Origin of the sequence: Ruminococcus sp., from assembly GCF_016287535.1 — a bacterium.
Lineage (GTDB): Bacteria > Bacillota > Clostridia > Oscillospirales > Ruminococcaceae > Ruminococcus.
The window spans coordinates 1-17,538 of record NZ_JAEFAJ010000034.1; the positions used below are offsets into that span (position 1 = coordinate 1).

A 17,538-nucleotide genomic window follows, 5' to 3' on the forward strand; every position below is an offset into this window, starting at 1 on the left:
TCCGGAACATAGATGTGCAGGCTTGCTGCGGCACACAACACGCACCGCTTAATGCTGCTCGGTCTCCCGCCTGACATGGTTCACGGGGTCTTGTTGCACAGGGCCCACACATCTATATTTCGGAATTCTCACCCGTTTATACGAGCAGACGATGCTCTCTTAATATGATACCACAAATGAGGAGCTTTGTCAAGAAAAAATTTTTTCATAACAGCTCCGTGACCTTTGCTGCGGCGAATTGCCGGTACTGCGTCTGAGGGATAAATATTGACAAACCCGGATACATTATGTATAATAAAAATAGTATGCGATCGAAAGGATAATTATATGGTAAAGAAAAATAATGTTGTCAGAATGGTACTTATTTTCACTCTGATAATGGGTGTTACCACCCTTTTTGTGACACTGTCCGGTGTTATGAAGGAAAATAACAGCAGCTATATCACCATTGACCCGGATACTATGGAGCTTGTGCAGCTCAACGAACCAAAAGAAGGCGATCCTATAGCCATAGTCGATACCACGCTGGGAGAGTTCAGATTTGTGCTTTATCCCGAATATTCGCCAAATGCAGTTGCGAATTTCACTGACCTTGCGGAAAGCGGCGGCTATGACGATACCTACGTGTTCCATTCCGACAGCGGAGTATTTTCGGCTGCCGGTGCGCCGAACAAGGACGGCAGCGCCAATGATACCACCCACGAGCACGTAAAGAGAGAGCTCCATCAGAACCTTTGGCCGTTCAAGGGCGCCATACTGGCAATGAATACGGATCTGGACCGCAATTTTAAGGAAAAGCTCCTGGGCGGCGGAACATACCTGAACGGAAGCCGCTTATTCCTCGTGAATACCATTGAATTCACCGAAGATATCATAAAAGAGATGAAGGAAGCCTCCGAGGACGAAAAACTGGCTGAAGCCTTCATAGAAAAGGGCGGAGTTCCCAATTTTTCGCAGCAGATGACAGTAATAGGTCAGACCTACAGCGGACTTGACGTTATAGAGAAGCTGGCTTCTCTGGAGACCGAGGACAAGAACGGCTTCAAGTCACCGGTGGAGGACGTTATGATAAAGTCAGTGAAGATAAGCACGTATTCCGCTGATGAAAAGCCTTCAGACAGCGCAAAAAAGGCAGAATGACATAAAAATATGCCGAAAGGCTTTACAAATCAGTTTTTATGATGTATAATGTATAGTTGAAGTATAATGATCTGATACTGTCATAGGACAGTTATCCCTCAATTTATCTCACACTGCAAGGAGAAAACAGATGTTAAGAAAGATCATCTCAGGACTGTTCTGCTTGGCTGTGGCAGCTTCGGCTCTCACTTCATGCGGAAAGGAAGCAGGCGGAACTGGTACGGAGAATACCGCAGGCACTACTGCCGTTACCACTGCTGCAACAGATATGACAGCTGCGACAACTCAGCCGGTTACGGTGGAAAATGTAGATATCGCAAACTTTACAGCTCCTCAGAAGGGTGATACCATAGTTGAAATGAAAATAAAGGATTATGGCACCGTAAAGTTCAGGCTCTTCCCGGAATATGCGGACAAGGGCGTTGAAAACTTCGTTGAGCTGGCTAAAAAGGGCTACTATGACGGACTCAAGTTCCACAGAGTCATCAAGGATTTTATGATACAGGGCGGCGACCCCAACGGTACAGGCACCGGCGGTGAAAGTATCTGGGGCGGCAGGTTCGACGGAGGCACAGATCCTCATCTTATCCACGTTGCGGGCGCTCTCGCATACGCAAACAGCGGCAGCACCGCTACTGACGGAAGCCAGTTCTATGTGGTGACAGGTGAAAAGTATACCGATGAAATGTTTGCCTCTCTGGCTGAGAAAAAATATTTTTTCTCGGATAATGCCAAGAAGCTTTACAAGGAAGTCGGCGGAGCTCCGTGGCTCGACGGAGGCTATACAGTTTTCGGACAGGTCATCGACGGACTTGATGTTATATTCAAGGTGCAGAACGTATCTGTTGACGCACAGAGCGCTATGCCGTACAAGGACGTTATAATGGAATCCGTTACTGTCGGAGAGTACGACGGCAGCGATATCCGCTGGTATATAGAAGATTATGACGCTTTTGACCCCGATGAGATAAAGAAGGCTACCGGCAGGGAAAATCTTACGATCGCCAACTTTACAGCTCCTAAGGAGGGCGAAAAGATCGTAAGCCTGAAGGTCAAGGGCTATGACAAGGAAGTGAAGATCAAGCTCTTCCCCGAATATTCGGAAAAGGGCGTTGAGAACTTCGTTACTCTCGCAGAACGGGGCTACTATGACGGTCTTACATTCCACAGAGTTATCAAGGACTTTATGATACAGGGCGGTGATCCCAACGGCGACGGTACAGGCGGCGAATGCATCTATGAAAAGGGCTTCGACGACAACTATACCGATCCGCATCTAATTCATGCTGCCGGAGCTGTTGCATACGCCAACAGCGGCTCGACAGCAAGCAACGGAAGTCAGTTCTATATCGTAACAGGTACGGTTTACCCCATGGAACAGCTTCAGGGATACAATTCCGAAGGATATGACTTCACGGACAATGAGATGGAGGTATACTCCACAAACGGCGGTGCGCCGTGGCTCGACGGAAGCTATACCGTGTTCGGTCAGGTGTTTGACGGACTCGATGTGGTATTCAAGATACAGGAAACAGAAACAGGAAACAATGACAAGCCCGTAGATGACGTTATCATAGAAAAAGTAACGGTAACGGACTACGACGGCAGCGATGTTCACTGGAACATCAAGGATTATAACTGATGATTTTCGGGCGGACTGCCCGGTGATTTATGTGTGTTCGGCGTTTTGCGCCGGGGAACAAAAGAAAGAAATTCGGGAAAAGATACAGATGACCCGAAAAATAAGGAGAGAAAATATTTGGATAAGTTTGTTGTAAAAGGCGGAAGACGCCTTGAAGGTGAAGTTACCATAAGCGGAGCAAAGAATGCAGCTGTAGCTATTCTTCCCGCAGTCATACTTTCAGACGAACCCTGTGTTGTAGAAAATGTACCTTACATCAGCGATGTCAGGATCTGTCTCCATATTCTTGAAGAGATGGGAGCACAGGTGGAATGCGTCGGCAAGGACGCTTACAGGATCGATCCCACAACTATCAGCAAGATATGCGTTCCCTATGAGTACGCAAGGAAAATGCGCGCCTCATATTACTTCCTCGGAGCGCTTCTGGGCAAGTTCAATAAGGCGAGAGTTTCCATGCCGGGCGGATGTCCCCTGGGAGACCGTCCTATAGACCAGCACCTTAAAGCTTTCACGGCTCTCGGCGCTGAGTATACTCTCAGTCAGGGCATGATAGACCTTAAAGCTGATAAGCTCTCCGGCAATCAGATATTCTTCGACGTTGTCACTGTGGGAGCTACAATGAACGCTATGCTTGCAGCCGTAAAGGCGGAGGGACTTACTGTCATCGAGAACGCAGCAAAGGAACCCCACATCGTTGACCTCGCAAACTTCCTCAACTCTATGGGTGCAAACATAATGGGCGCAGGTACTGACGTTATCAAGATAAGAGGCGTCGAGCACCTCCACGGCACTAACTATGCCGTTATTCCCGACCAGATAGAGGCAGGCACCTTTATGGTAGCAGTCGCTGCTACAAAGGGCGATGTCCTTATCAAAAACGTAATACCGAAACATCTTGAGTCGATAACCAAGAAGCTTGAGAAGATCGGCGTGAATATAGAACAGTTCGATGACAGCATAAGAGTATGGGTGGACGGTCCGCTGGTAAAGACCAATGTAAAGACCGCTCCTCATCCCGGATTCCCTACAGATATGCAGTCGCAGATAGCTACTCTTCTCTGTCTTGCAGAGGGTACGAGCATTATTACCGAGAATATCTGGGAGCAGCGCTTCCGTTATGTGGACGAGCTCAGAAGAATGGGCGCGGATATAACCGTAAACGGCAAGGTAGCTCTTATCGAGGGCACAGGCAAGCTCATGGGAGCCCCTGTAAAGGCGTGTGACCTCAGAGCGGGCGCGGCACTTATAATCGCGGGACTTGCTGCCAGCGGCGTTACCGAGATCGAGGATATATACCACATCGAAAGAGGCTATGACTGCATGGAAGGAAAGCTCCGTGCACTGGGTGCTGATATCGAGAAGGTAAGCGTTCCCGACAAGGCTGAGGATGCCAAGAACGACAGCACAAAGGCTGCCGTATAATAAGCAATGTGGCTGCTGCACATATGTGCGGCAGTTTTTTTTTGGCAAATATTAGTAAAGTTGAGAATTGAGAATTGAGAGTCAATGCTGAGATCGCTTCCACATTATTTAAATTATATCGCCGCAGGCGATACCATGACTTTAAACTCTCAACTAAATAAAGGAGATATATGAAAGATAAAGAATTATACAAAAAGCTTTTCACAGTTGTAGCGCCAATAGCCTTCCAGTATTTCATGTCATCGCTGGTGACGGCTTCGGACGCGTTTATGCTGGGATTTCTCAATCAGGACTCACTTTCAGCTTCTTCGCTTGCAGGACAGATAGCTTTTGTATGCGGGCTGTTTATTTTTGCTTTTGTATCCGGCGGCAGCGTTCTTGCCGCGCAATACTGGGGCAAAAAAGACAGAAAGGTCGTTGAAGAGGTGCTTGCTCTGACAATGAGGTATTCATTCCTTGTCGGAGCTGTTTTTACTCTTGCGGCTCTGTTCATACCATGTCAGTTAATGCGTTTTTTTACCAATGACAGCGGACTTGTACAACTGGGAGCGGTATATCTGCGCACAGTTGCGTTCTCGTATGTGCTGGCAGGCTTTTCACAGGCTTATTTCGGCATAATGAAGATATGCGACCTCGCGGCGCTCAGTTCGCTTATAGGAAGCCTTGCTGTGGTGCTGAATATACTGCTTAACGCCTGTCTTATCTTCGGACTCGGACCTTTCCCGGAAATGGGCATCGCGGGAGCGGCTCTCGCAACTGTCGCGGCAAGGGTCTTTGAGTGTGTATTCATACTCTTTGTTATCGCCGGAAAAAAATGTCCGCCGCTAAGGGTGAGGAAGGTATTCAGGCTCAACAACCGCCTTCTCCATAGGGACTACGTAAAGTATACCGTTCCGCTGCTGCTCAATCAGCTTGGCTGGGGCGGCGGAGTTACCATGTATTCGGTAATTATGGGACATCTCGGCTCAGACGCTACGGCTGCGAACTCGATTGCGAGCATAGTCCGCAGCATGATAGCAAGTCTGTGCTGGGGAATCTCCTCCGGAGTAGGCATAATACTCGGCGGTATGCTCGGCAGGAACGAGATCGCCGAAGCAAAAAAAGCAGGCGGAAAATTCGTGAGGCTGTCGCTGGTGATAGGAGTCAGCTCCGGACTGGTTATACTTGCTGTAACACCTCTTATACTCAAAGTGATAGATCTTAACGATCAGGCGCAGTATTACCTGAAGTATATGATGTTCATGGCATCGTATTATATAATAGGCAACTCGCTCAACTCAACTATAATCGGCGGAATGTTCCCTGCCGGCGGAGATACGAGATTCGGCATGATATGCGATATAGTGACGCTCTGGTGCGTGGTCGTGCCCATGGGCATGATAGCTGCCTTTGTGCTGAAGCTCCCTGTGCTGGCGGTAGCGTTCATACTTACCCTGGACGAGTTTGTGAAAATACCGGCGGTATACAGGCATTACATGAAGTATAAATGGTTAAAGAACATTACAAGATAAAAAAGCAGTCAGAAATGACTGCTTTTTTATTTCTGTTTACCCTCATGCTGGGAAATTATGAGCTTTATGGAATCATACAGATAAGGCTTCAGCTCGTCAAGCGAGCAGGGCTCTTTATAGAGTATAGCCGAGTAGCAGGTGGAGCTCACAAGCTCTATTATCATAAAGAGCATTATTTCGGGATCACGGAAGCCGTTGGGAGCTTCTTCAAGCATTTGGTAGTACACCGAGGAGAAATCCACGTCGTCCTCGGATACGGGGGAAGTGATGGCGTTTTTGAAGATGCCCCAGCTGAGATTCTTGGATATGAACGTGAGCAGGGACTGATTTTCGTTGAGCTGATTGACGATATTATCTATTATGCTTATTATCTTTTCATCAAAGGGGAGCTTGTCCAGCTTATCGCCGAGGTCGCTGACGGCATTCCTGAAAAGCTGACTTGATTTGTGTGAAACGAGCTTGTTGCGTATATCGTACTTGTCCTTGAAATAGAGGTAGAACGTGCCCTTTGCAACGCCTGCCTTGCTTACTATGTCGGTTATGGAGGTCTTGCTGAAGCCCTTTGTGGTGAAGAATTCAAAAGCGGTTCTGAGCAGTGAGTTTTCTTTTATTTTTTTGTTCGTATCGACCTTTCCCATTATCAAACACCCTTCCTGTAGATTCAAATTTTGCGCGGCAAAATTTGGATCTGAGCCGTTAGACCATTGTAGGGTCGCACAGTGTGCGCCCGGCAAAAATGCGAAAATGCGGGACGCCGAGGGCGGCGTCCCCTACATTTCGGGCGGATAATATCCGCCCCTACTTAAAGGCTTTATGATTTACTTATTTTTATTATAGCCCGAAAAAACGGGTGTGTCAAGACAATAAAAATGACCAATGGTCAGGCTGCTTTCGGAGATAAATTGTGCAAACATACAAAATTATGACCATTGGTCAATTTTTAGCGTCTCAACTGTTGACTATTGGTCATTTTTGGAATATACTATAAAATAACAGCAAAGGCTGAAAAATACAGAGAAAGGATCGGTAATATGCTCAGATTCAGTGAATGGATCGTAAAGCACCGTGTACTTATACTTATTATCGGAGTGCTGCTGCTTGTCCCGTCAGCTCTCGGATATGTGAATACACGAGTGAACTACGATATACTCTCATACCTCCCGAAAGATATAAATACAATGGTGGGACAGGATATACTCAAAGAGGATTTCGGACAGGGCGGCTTTTCTCTTGTAATGGTGGAGGGCATGAGCGACAGGGACGTTGCGGCGACTGCCGATAGAATAAAGGCTGTGGAGCACGTTTCCGACGTTATCTGCTATCAGTCCATGACGGGCTGCACTATTCCCAAGGAAGTCCTTCCCGGAAATATATATGACTTCTTCAATCACGGCGACAATACCATGATGGCGGTATTCTTCGACGATACCACCTCTGCTGACGGCACTCTTGCGGCAGTGGAGGAAATGAGGAGCATAACCTCGGAGCAGTGCTTTATAAGCGGTATGTCGGCAATAACCCTCGACATGAAAGATCTCACACAGAGCGAGACCCTTATTTATGCCGTAATAGCGGTGATACTCACAAGCATTGTCCTTACAGTCACTATGGATTCCTTCCTGATACCTCTGTTCTTCATGCTGAGCATAGGCTTCGCGGTGGTCTGGAACCTCGGTACGAATATACTTCTCGGTGAGATATCCTTTATAACACAGGCGCTTGCGATGGTGCTCCAGCTGGGCGTTACTATGGACTACTCAATATTCCTGTGGCACAGCTACAAGGAGCAGCAGAAAAACTTCCCGGACAGCAGACAGGAGGCAATGGCACACGCTGTTGCGGCTACCATAACGGCAGTAGTGGGAAGCTCCTTCACAACGATAGCCGGCTTCCTTGCAATGTGCTTCATGACCTTCACTCTCGGTCTTGATCTCGGACTTGTAATGGCAAAGGGCGTCGTATGCGGAGTTATCGCCTGCGTAACGGTGCTCCCGGCAATGATACTCATATTTGACAAGCCGATAGAAAAGACCTCTCACAGAGATTTCCTTCCGGCGTTCAGGCGTACATCGTCATTCATAATAAAGCACTCGTGGGCATTCCTTACGGTTGCCGTAGCTGTGCTGATACCTGCCGTATTCGGCAACAGCCACTACGGGGTATACTACAAGCTTGATAGTACACTGCCTGCCTATCTCGACAGCGTTAAGGCAAATACAAAGCTTGCCGAGGACTACAATATGAACAGCACACATATCCTCATGTTCGATTCGTCAATGAGCGCCAGGGACGCAAACAAGATGATGAACGAGATAAAGAGCGTTGACGGAGTGCAGTTCGCTATGGGCTTCAATTCACTGGTGGGCTCGGCTGTTCCTGAGGAGGTGCTTCCCGCGGAGCTTAAAAGCGTTCTCAAAAGCGACAAATGGCAGCTCATGCTGATAGGCTCGGAGTACGAGGTGGCTTCCGACGAGGTGAACGCTCAGATAACGGAGCTGAACGATATCGCTTCTGGATACGACAAGGGCAGTATGCTCATAGGTGAAGCTCCCGCGACAAAAGACCTTATAACTATAACCGACAGGGATTTCAGGATAGTGAATTTCCTTTCAATAGCGGCGATATTCCTTATAATCGCCCTTACCTTCAAGTCGCTGACTCTTCCTGTGATACTGGTATCCGTTATAGAGCTTGCGATAATGATAAACCTCGGCACAGCATACTACACCGGCTCAAAGCTGTCATTCATAGCTCCTATAGTCATAGGTACCATACAGCTTGGCGCGACTGTGGACTACGCCATACTCATGACCACGAGATACCGCACCGAAAGGCACAGCGGCAGGGGCAAAAAGGAATCTGTCAGCATAGCGCTCAGCACTTCCATAAAGTCAGTCATCACCTCGGCTCTGGGCTTCTTTGCGGCAACGGTAGGAGTTGCGGTGTACTCGGATATAGGACTTATCTCTGAGCTGTGTATGCTCCTTGCAAGAGGCGCACTTATCTCGATGGCAGTGGTAATAACAGTGCTGCCGTCCATGTTCATGGTCTTTGACAGGGTGATATGCAGAACAAGCGCGGGATTTCTCCCTAAGGAAGATACGGGCAAAAAGCACCGTCACATATTCAGAACGGCGTAAACAGAGTTTATACGGGAAATGACCTTTTGGTGGTCGAAGGCTGGCTGACGTTTGCGGTATAATGTGCAATTGCGAACGTCCGGTTCTCTTAAATCTACACGAAATGTTATTTACTCATTTATATAAAGGAGAGACGGTTATGAAAAATATCAGTAAAGTAATGGCTGCACTGCTTGCGGTAACGCTTTCCGCAGGCGCGACCGGTTCAATAGCATACGCAAACAGCAGAAACGAAAAGGCTGCTGCAAAAGCGCCGGAAAGCGAAAAGAAAACAGCTGACGCTGACAGGAGGGATAACGGCGAACGCGCCTCCAAGGACGAAACGGTATACGTTCTCTGCAACAGCGATTCGTCAGTGAAAAATGTGGTGGTCAGCGACTGGCTCAAAAATTCCCCTGCTCTTGCGAGCCTGTCAGATATATCCGACCTCAGCGATATTGTCAACGTAAAGGGCGACGAAGCCTTCAGTATAAGCGGAGATTCCCTTAACTGGAGCGCTGATGGCGATGACATATACTACAAGGGCTATTCAGACAAGGAGCTCCCCGTGGACGTGACTATGGAGTATTTCCTTGACGGCAAAAAGGTCGAGCCCGGCAGCATAAGGGGCAAAAGCGGTCATCTTGTGATACGCTGGACATATAAGAACAGGCAGAAGGCCAGCAAGCTTGTAAACGGAAAGGAAATGGAGCTCTATGTGCCCTTCATGGCAGCAAGCGCGGCTGTACTCAGCACGGACAGCTTCCTGAATGTGGAGGTCACCAACGGAAAGATACTGTCTGACGGCGAAAAGCTCATTGCTGTGGGTATGGCGTTCCCCGGACTTCAGGACAGCATAGACTTCAGCGGCTTTCAGGGCATAGATGTTGATATACCCGACAGCTTCGAGATATCCGCAGATGTCAGGAACTTTGAGATGAATACCTCCGTTACGGTCGTATCCAACGAGATATTCTCAAAGCTCGATATTGACGGCGCTGTAGACCTTGACAGCCTTAAAGCAAAGGTCAGGGAGCTCAGTGACGGAGCCAAAAAGCTCGGAAACGGCACGGCTTCCCTCTATGACGGTATAAAGCAGCTCAGCGGCGGCACAGGCGACCTGACGGCAGGTATAGACAGGCTGCTCTCAGGCTCTCTGGAGCTGAAAAACGGGGCGGCAGAGCTTGATGACGGAGCAAAGAAGCTGACCGACGGCGCAAAGACGCTCTCAGGCTCCACAGGAAAATTCGAGGAGGGACTGGTCAGCGCAAAGGACGGCTCCGCGAAGCTGTCGGAGGGTCTCGGACAGGTAAGCGGAGGAGCTGTACAGCTCTCCGAGGGTATAGGCAGCGCAAAGAGCGGTTCTGCGGCTCTTGTTGAGGGCTTAGAAAAGGTAAGCGCAGGGGCGGAGGCACTCAGCGGCGGTATAGACGACGCAAAGAAGGGCTCGGACGCTCTTGAGGCAGGCTTTGCGCAGGTAAACGAGGGTGCGGCTGCCCTAAAAACAGGAGCAGATACCCTTACAGGCGGCGTGGGAGCTCTTGCGGACGGCAGCAAACAGGTAAAGGACGGTTCCGCACAGCTCTACACGGGAGCGGCTGCTCTCAGCGAGGGAGCTTCAAGGCTCAGCGAATCTGCGGGACAGGTATCCGCAGGCATAGGCAGCGTAAAAAGCGGCGCTGACGCTCTTGCAGAGGGTATAACAGGAGCCAAGACAGGTGCCGACAGTCTGACAGCAGGTGCGGCTTCTCTTACTGAGGGAGCTTCACAGCTCGGCGACGGTATAGCGCTTGCAGGAGCTTCACTGGATACCACCATAGCGGCAAACGAGCAGGCTCTGGCGGCTTTGCAGCTTGTTTATCAGCAGTCTCCCTCACAGGAGCTTGCTGTAGCTATAGGTACATTGCAGCAGACCATAGAGGGACAGAAGCAGATATCCGCTTCAATGAACGAGGGCGGACAGCTCAGTGCCGGAGCGGCTTCTCTCAGAGCAGGAGCTGCGCAGCTGGTTGGCGGTCTCGGACAGCTTGGCAGCGGTCTTGAAGCCGCACAGGGCGGCTCGCTTTCATTGCAGCAGGGACTTGCAAAGCTCGATGAGGGCGGCAGGGCTTTGGCGGCAGGAGCAGGACAGCTTTACGGCTCAACGGAGCAGCTCTCAAAGGGCGCGGCTGACCTGAGTACAGGCGCGGCTGCTCTTGACAGCGGTATCGGTACGCTCACAGGCGGCAGCAGTAAGCTCACAGGCGGTCTTGATTCTCTCATAAAGGGTATAGAACAGCTGGGCGGCGGCAGCACTTCCCTGAATGCAGGTCTCGGCAAGCTCTCCGCGGGAGCGCTTGACCTCACAGGCGGTATATATAAGCTGTCTGACGGCGCGTCAGCTCTCGACAGTGGTCTTGCGCAGCTCTCGCAGGGCTCGCTCACACTGGGCGGAGGTCTCGGACAGCTCACAAGCGGAGCGAAGGAGCTTGACGGCGGACTTGCACAGCTCTGCGGCGGCAGCACTCAGCTCAGCGGCGGCGCAAAGACGCTGTATGACTCTCTGAAGCTCCTTAGCGGCGGTGCGGCTAAGCTTTACGGCGGCACAGGTGAGCTTTACAGCGGCATCGGACAGTTAAAGACAGGCGGTACGGCTCTTGCGGACGGCGTGAGCAGACTTGAAAGCGGTGCAAAGGAGCTCAGAGACGGCATGATAAAATTCAACGACGAGGGTATCTCCGTTATTACAGGAGCAGTCGATGAAAAGCTGCCTCAGCTCGTTGACAATCTCAGAGCGCTCAGAGAGGCTTCGAGGGAGTACAACAGCTTCTCCGGTATCTCAGATGACATGGACGGCAGCGTTAAGTTCATCTATCTTGTTGACGGAACAAAATAATACAGACAGGGGAATTGGAATTTGGAAAAAGCGGCGCAGCTGATAGTCAGCTGTGCCGCTTTTGGTTTTACTGTTTGGTTATTACCATATTGCATCTGCCCCACATTTCATTGCCGTAGGGGAATGCGTTTTCTTCTGTGCGCCTTTCGGTAAAGCCGGCGCTCTCATAGCACTTGCGGGCTCTTTCGTTCACGGTAAAGACGTTGAGCTGTACAGCGTCCGCTTTCAGTATCTCAAAGCAGTATTTTGCGGCAAGCTGTATCATTTCCCTGCCATAGCCTTTGTCCCGCTGTGCAGGGTCTATGATAACGAAAGCCAGCATAGCCTCGTTTGTCTCATAGTTTATGGAAACGCATATAAAGCCCACGACCTTTCCGTCGTCGGTAGTCGCTACAAAGGGGCAGTCTCCGTGTTTTATGTACATATCAGCAAGAAATTCGTCAAAGACATTCTTTTCAAGGGGAAACGGAGCGTGTTTAGCGCTCCACATTGCATGGGTGCGTTCGTCTGTTACCCAGTCTTTTATTGCGTCGAAGTCGTGGCTTGGTATGTATGGTCTCAGTCTCATGGTAACACCTCGTTATAAATTAGGAATTCGGAAAGCGGAATTAGGAATTATATGTGTTCGCTGACGCGGACGAATAAAAATGTAGGGGGCGATGTCCACATCGCCCCGCATTGTTGTTTATTTTTATCGGGCGGATAATATCTGCCCCTACAATTATTTTTTGTCAGCCGCACGCTGGAAGCACTTTACTATCTCAACGATAGGTACTATGCAGGCACCTGCAAGGAATGCCCAGAGGTAATTTGCACCTGTGAGAGCTTCAAGTGAGAACATTGTTCTGAGTGAAGGTATGAAAAGTACCGGTATCGTCAGGAGCGCTGAGAGCGCTATAGCTCCGATAAGAACTATATTCCTGCTCTTCATTGTGAATACTGAGCCCTTTAAGCTCCTCATGTCCCATGCGTGGAGCATTTCACATACGCAGAGCGTAATGAATGCCATTGTTGTGCCAGCCTCAGGAGAGGTCTGTGCTCCGATGAAGTAGGAAACAAGTGTGAGAACTGCGATCACAGCGCCCTGCCAAAGCAGATTTATGCCGAGACCGTCAGAGAATATGTGTGAATTGCTGCTTCTTGGCTTGCGTGACATGATACCCTGCTCGGCAGGCTCCATGCCAAGAGCTATTGCCGGGAAGCAGTCCGAGATGAGGTTTATCCATAACAGGTGTACAGGACTGAATATGCTCCTGCCCTCACCGATGAAGAATGTAGCCGCAAGTATGCAGAGCACTTCGCTGAGGTTGCTTGAAAGCAGGAACTGTATAGCCTTGCGGATATTGTCATAGATACGTCTGCCCTCTTCGACAGCGCCTACGATAGTCGCAAAGTTGTCGTCTGTGAGCACCATGTCCGCTACGTTCTTTGTAACGTCCGTACCTGTGATACCCATACCAACGCCGATATCAGCGCTCTTAATGGAAGGAGCGTCGTTTACGCCGTCGCCTGTCATAGCTGTGGTCATGCCCTTCTTGCGCCATGCGTTTACTATACGCACCTTGTGTTCGGGCTGAACTCTTGCGTATACGCTGTAGTCCTCAACGTGGGCGTTGAACTCGTCATCGGGTATCTTTGAGAGCTCCGCGCCTGTGAGAGCCTGCTGACCCTCGCCCAGTATGCCAAGCTCCTTGGCGATAGCAACTGCTGTATCCCTGTGGTCGCCTGTTATCATAACAGGACGTATGCCGGCTGTGCGGCAGAGACCTATAGCGTCCTTTACTTCGGGACGTACAGGGTCTATCATACCTGTCATGCCTATGTATATAAGGTCGTGTTCAAGTCCCTCAGGCGAAGTATCAGAGGGGAGCTCGTCGTACTCGCGGTAAGCCGCAAGAAGAACTCTGAGCGCCTGATCCGCCATTTCCTTGTTTCTGCGGAGTATCTCAAGCCTGTCGGACTCTGTCATTATGCGGACGCCGCCCTCCTTGAACATATGTGTGCAGTTTTTCAGCACCTCGTCGGGAGCGCCCTTTGTGTACTGGATATAGCCGTTATCGGTCCTGTGGACCGTAGACATCATTTTTCTCATTGAGTCGAAGGGAGCTTCCGCAACTCTTGGAGTCGCAGCCTCCAGCTCGTACTTTTTAAGTCCGCATTTGTGTGCGTAAGCGACGAGAGCAGCCTCTGTAGGCTCGCCTGCTACTGTATCGTCGGAGTTGAGCACAGCGTCACAGCAGAGCGCCATAGCCCTTGCAAGGAGCTCCTTGTCCTCTGTGTTCTCACGGACAACTGTCATCTTGTTCTGTGTGAGAGTACCTGTCTTGTCGGAGCATATTACCTGTGCGCAGCCGAGAGCCTCAACGGCGGTAAGTCTGCGTATGATAGCTCCGCGCTTGGACATATTGGTAACGCCTATGGAAAGAACGACTGTAACGACTGCTGCAAGTCCCTCAGGGATAGCAGCGACCGCAAGGCTTACAGCTATCATGAAGGAGCTGAGGAAGCCCGGCAGAGTTATCACGCCCTCTTTTACGAGCATCTGCAATACGTTTATTCCGAGTATTATAACGCAGATAACAAGAACCGCGATGGAAAGTATCTTACTGAGCTGGTCGAGGCTCTTCTGGAGAGGAGTCTCATCGTCGTCGGCATTTGCGATAGCGCCTGCGATCTTGCCCATTTCGGTCTCCATGCCTGTTGCGACAACTACAGCCTCAGCACGGCCGTAGGCGATACTGCTTCCCATGTAGAGCATATTCTTTCTGTCGCCGAGAGGCACTTCCTCACCTGTGAGGATATCGCTGTCCTTTTCCGAGGGAACGCTCTCGCCTGTCAGCGCGGATTCCTCTGCTTTGAGTGCAGCGGCTTCGATTATACGGCAGTCAGCAGGTACATTGTCGCCTGCCTCAAGAGCAATAACGTCGCCGGGGACGAGTTCCGAACTGGGTATTACTATCATTTCGCCGGAGCGATATACCTTGCTCTGCGCGGCGCTCATAGCCTGCAGGGCTTCGATAGCGGATTCTGCTTTATTTTCCTGATATACGCCGAGAACTGCGTTTGCGATGACTACGAACATGATTATGAACACATCCGCGTCGAGCTTGCCCTCTGAAATGATACCCGTTATGGCAGATATAACAGCTGCCACGATAAGAACGATTATCATAGGGTTCTTGAACTGTTCTATGAACCTTGCCAGCAGAGTGGGCTTGGGCGGTTCGTCGAGCTTGTTCTGACCTACCTTTTCAAGACGCTTTGCAGCCTCTTCTGCGGTAAGTCCGGAAGCTGAGCTTTCAACTTCTTTAAGGACCGATTCAGTGGATTCAAGATAATGTTTCATGTTTTTCCTCCAATATCCGTTAGCACCGATTTGTTTAATGCAGCGTATTCCGCATTATCACAGTACTAAACAGATAATATTTTATCATTTACCGTGAAAAAAGTCAAGATATTAAAGTGATAAAACTGTGACAGCAGAGTGTGCGTAAGGTGAAATAGTTTTTATATACAAATAAAAAGCAAAGGAGACCATTCTGACAGGAATGGACTCCTTTGCTCCGGGAGCTGAAGCGGAACTCCCTTTTATGAAAAATCACTGTATGATTTACTGCGAAACAAGCAACTGAATGGAAATTCTGAATTGCTATTTTTTCTTTCAAGCGTTTTTTTAGAGATGGTTTTTTTAAGAGAGATCTGAAAGCGTCATATGTTCATTGTTTGTTCCGATTTAGTATTTCCATACGAATGATCATCATCAAGGTTTTTTGGGGGGGGACGAAAGAGGGATCTGCCGGAAAAAGCTCCGGCAGTATTCCACTTCCGCTTTTTTGGATATGATGTATTAGAGAAGATGTGGTTTCGATCAAGCGTTCAGGCTTTATGATCGCAGCTGCTGGATCATATGCCCGCATTTTAGGTTGGCCGCCAGAAAGTGACTGCGCGATCATTTGTCTGTCCGTCTGATCGTGTGGCAGAAAAATTACAGCGTCAGTTGGGGAAATTAGTTGGATTAAATGTTACAGTCACTTCATCAGTAATGGTAAGATCATTTGTTTTCAACGTATCAGATAACAAATACGCATCAGTTAATCGGCATTTCAGTGTTTTTAGTTTTGAGTATTGTTATGGATAGAGGTTAGGCTTTTCTTATGTAAACTATAGTCGTTAAAACTTGCTGATCTTAGTAGTTAGAATTTTCTGAGTTTTTTTAGATCTTTTGGGGGAACAGGCTGGTTGTGTAAAAAGAAACACGCGGAATTTGCACTCTGCTCTGCTACCTTTACTGATTTTGCTACGATAGTTTTCATTATAATGTCCGTGACAGCGTGCCGAGTTTTCTTCATAAAAATGAGATTCCTCCTTTATGAATGATTGTGCGGGCACTTTCTGGACGACGCCTAAGTATTATTATATTTATAAATTCCGAAAAGTCAATAAGTTTGCACTAAACGCCGGCTATTTGCATTTTTAGTCCGAAACGAATAAAAAACCGGCTGTTATACAGCCGGTTTTGTTTAAAGCGCATAATCGGGTATCGGGATAAGGACTTCTGTTATGAAATGTCCGTTTTCGGTATGTGCGTTGAAGCTGCCATCGTACTTCTTGCAGGCGTTTTTTATGTTCGACATACCTATGCCCTGATGGTTCTTTTTGGTGCTGAGATATTTGTTCTCGCTGCTGGAAATGACCTTTCCGCAGGTATTTTCGAGTAGAATGAAAACGAAATGGTTGTGGCGCTTTATTGAAAGGGATACATGGCGGTTTTTTTCCGGAAGCTCCGAACAGGCTTCAAAGGCGTTGTCGAGGAGATTGGAGAAGATAGCGGTGATATCGAGATTTGATATGAAGTCGATATTTGTATACTCCGAATCCACCTGAAAGTCTATTTTCAGTTTGTCGGCGGCTTCCATCTTGTTGTTGACAACAACTGTGAGAATAGCGTTATCGCACTCAAATCTCGGCATGAGCTTGTCCAGCTCTGAAGTGAGGAGCTCCTTGTAGTGCTTTGCTTCCTCGATATTGTTGTCGTTTATGAGACCGTCAAGAGAAGCGAGATGTTTTTTTACATCATGGATAACGTGCCTCGAAGCTGTATATTTCTCATTCAGCACCTTGTAGGCGTTGAGCTGAAGCTGTGACTGCTGCGTGAGCAGGTCAAGCTCCTTTTCCATTCTGTAGCTCTGTGATATCCTGCGCAGTACATATGTAAGGTACAGGTCAAATACGAAAATAACGGAAAGGATTATGATTATTTCATACTTTGATTCGGATTTTACGAAGAAATCGTGGAACAGGCTCAGGAGAATGATCTCTCCGAGTATAAGCACCATGAACATTATAAGCTCATTGGTGCGGACGTTGTAAAGGCCCTTTTCCGTTACTATCGTTATAAATGCTTTGGTTATCACAAGCATTATGATCCATTCAAAAAGGTTTGCTCCTGCCATGAATACTTCATTATCGACGAACACCTTTGTGTCAACATCCAGTATGGAACCGAGTATGTTGCTGGTGAGAACTTCTACAATGGCCATTATGGTTATGAAGGCAAGAACATATACCGCCACTCGCAGAGAGGGGTTTTTATTGAATATCGTCGCCAGTAAGAACAGAAGCAGGAAGGTTATGATAGGATTGATCCACGGCACACTGTGTTCCTGACTGAATTTCTGTAAGAACGCTTTTACGGGAGATACAGTCAGCAGAAATAATATCCTTATAAAAAGAGGCGTGTGTTTTTCGGAAAAAAGCTTTTCAAATGCTATTATCGCAAATGTAAATGTAGCTATGGCGGAAGCCAGATTGACCAGATAAAGAATCATG

At 48.6% G+C, this 17,538-nt stretch carries 11 protein-coding genes and 1 other RNA gene; 6 read left to right on the forward strand and 6 right to left on the reverse strand.

Annotation, left to right across the window (positions count from 1 at the left end):
• Positions 1 to 11: 11 nt before the first annotated feature.
• Positions 12 to 110, reverse strand: an RNA gene (gene ffs, locus QZZ36_RS11255) — signal recognition particle sRNA small type.
• Between the two features lie 217 nt (positions 111 to 327).
• Here ffs and QZZ36_RS11260 point away from each other — a divergent pair.
• The 4 genes from QZZ36_RS11260 to QZZ36_RS11275 all read left to right on the forward strand — a co-directional run bounded on the left by QZZ36_RS11260 (position 328) and on the right by QZZ36_RS11275 (position 5,715).
• Positions 328 to 1,140, forward strand: coding sequence for a peptidylprolyl isomerase (locus QZZ36_RS11260; protein ID WP_295081506.1), 813 nt, complete (start codon positions 328 to 330; stop codon positions 1,138 to 1,140).
• A 130-nt stretch (positions 1,141 to 1,270) separates the two neighbouring features.
• On the forward strand, positions 1,271 to 2,782 hold the full coding sequence (locus tag QZZ36_RS11265) for a peptidylprolyl isomerase (RefSeq protein ID WP_295081508.1): 1,512 nt from the start codon (positions 1,271 to 1,273) through the stop codon (positions 2,780 to 2,782).
• 117 nt (positions 2,783 to 2,899) lie between these two features.
• Positions 2,900 to 4,204 (forward strand): UDP-N-acetylglucosamine 1-carboxyvinyltransferase, encoded by a 1,305-nt coding sequence (locus QZZ36_RS11270; RefSeq protein WP_295081509.1) that lies wholly within the window; start codon positions 2,900 to 2,902, stop codon positions 4,202 to 4,204.
• A 170-nt stretch (positions 4,205 to 4,374) separates the two neighbouring features.
• On the forward strand, positions 4,375 to 5,715 hold the full coding sequence (locus tag QZZ36_RS11275) for an MATE family efflux transporter (RefSeq protein WP_295081512.1): 1,341 nt from the start codon (positions 4,375 to 4,377) through the stop codon (positions 5,713 to 5,715).
• Positions 5,716 to 5,741: 26 nt separating this feature from the next.
• On the opposite strand, the gene QZZ36_RS11280 is transcribed toward QZZ36_RS11275, so the two are convergent.
• Positions 5,742 to 6,353 carry a TetR/AcrR family transcriptional regulator gene (locus QZZ36_RS11280; RefSeq protein ID WP_295081514.1) on the reverse strand — a complete coding sequence of 204 codons (612 nt, stop codon included), beginning with the start codon at positions 6,351 to 6,353 and terminating at the stop codon, positions 5,742 to 5,744.
• Between the two features lie 393 nt (positions 6,354 to 6,746).
• Here QZZ36_RS11280 and QZZ36_RS11285 point away from each other — a divergent pair, with 393 nt between their 5' ends.
• Together QZZ36_RS11285 and QZZ36_RS11290 are read left to right on the forward strand one after the other, a co-directional pair.
• Entirely contained in the window at positions 6,747 to 8,855 is a 2,109-nt protein-coding gene (locus QZZ36_RS11285) for an MMPL family transporter (protein ID WP_295081516.1), read from the forward strand.
• Positions 8,856 to 8,994: 139 nt separating this feature from the next.
• Positions 8,995 to 11,709: a hypothetical protein gene (locus tag QZZ36_RS11290; RefSeq protein ID WP_295081518.1), complete on the forward strand. Its 2,715-nt coding sequence runs from the start codon at positions 8,995 to 8,997 to the stop codon at positions 11,707 to 11,709.
• Between the two features lie 67 nt (positions 11,710 to 11,776).
• Here QZZ36_RS11290 and QZZ36_RS11295 read toward each other — a convergent pair whose 3' ends face one another.
• The 4 genes from QZZ36_RS11295 to QZZ36_RS11310 all read right to left on the reverse strand — a co-directional run bounded on the left by QZZ36_RS11295 (position 11,777) and on the right by QZZ36_RS11310 (position 17,537).
• Positions 11,777 to 12,277, reverse strand: a complete 501-nt coding sequence (locus tag QZZ36_RS11295; protein WP_295081520.1) for a GNAT family protein — start codon at positions 12,275 to 12,277, stop codon at positions 11,777 to 11,779.
• Between the two features lie 153 nt (positions 12,278 to 12,430).
• Positions 12,431 to 15,055: a cation-translocating P-type ATPase gene (locus QZZ36_RS11300; protein ID WP_295081522.1), complete on the reverse strand. Its 2,625-nt coding sequence runs from the start codon at positions 15,053 to 15,055 to the stop codon at positions 12,431 to 12,433.
• Between the two features lie 847 nt (positions 15,056 to 15,902).
• Positions 15,903 to 16,058, reverse strand: a complete 156-nt coding sequence (locus QZZ36_RS11305; RefSeq protein ID WP_365686354.1) for a cyclic lactone autoinducer peptide — start codon at positions 16,056 to 16,058, stop codon at positions 15,903 to 15,905.
• A gap of 171 nt (positions 16,059 to 16,229) precedes the next feature.
• Positions 16,230 to 17,537: a sensor histidine kinase gene (locus tag QZZ36_RS11310; RefSeq protein WP_295081524.1), complete on the reverse strand. Its 1,308-nt coding sequence runs from the start codon at positions 17,535 to 17,537 to the stop codon at positions 16,230 to 16,232.
• Position 17,538 lies beyond the last annotated feature (1 nt).

Bases quoted from the DNA above. Each gene is read 5' to 3' on its own strand.
- QZZ36_RS11260 (WP_295081506.1), top strand. From the start codon at position 328: ATGGTAAAGAAAAATAATGTTGTCAGAATGGTACTTATTTTCACTCTG.
- QZZ36_RS11305 (WP_365686354.1), bottom strand. From the start codon at position 16,058: ATGAAGAAAACTCGGCACGCTGTCACGGACATTATAATGAAAACTATC.
- QZZ36_RS11310 (WP_295081524.1), bottom strand. From the start codon at position 17,537: ATGATTCTTTATCTGGTCAATCTGGCTTCCGCCATAGCTACATTTACA.
- QZZ36_RS11295 (WP_295081520.1), bottom strand. From the start codon at position 12,277: ATGAGACTGAGACCATACATACCAAGCCACGACTTCGACGCAATAAAA.
- QZZ36_RS11280 (WP_295081514.1), bottom strand. From the start codon at position 6,353: ATGGGAAAGGTCGATACGAACAAAAAAATAAAAGAAAACTCACTGCTC.
- QZZ36_RS11290 (WP_295081518.1), top strand. From the start codon at position 8,995: ATGAAAAATATCAGTAAAGTAATGGCTGCACTGCTTGCGGTAACGCTT.
- QZZ36_RS11300 (WP_295081522.1), bottom strand. From the start codon at position 15,055: ATGAAACATTATCTTGAATCCACTGAATCGGTCCTTAAAGAAGTTGAA.
- QZZ36_RS11285 (WP_295081516.1), top strand. From the start codon at position 6,747: ATGCTCAGATTCAGTGAATGGATCGTAAAGCACCGTGTACTTATACTT.
- QZZ36_RS11275 (WP_295081512.1), top strand. From the start codon at position 4,375: ATGAAAGATAAAGAATTATACAAAAAGCTTTTCACAGTTGTAGCGCCA.
- QZZ36_RS11265 (WP_295081508.1), top strand. From the start codon at position 1,271: ATGTTAAGAAAGATCATCTCAGGACTGTTCTGCTTGGCTGTGGCAGCT.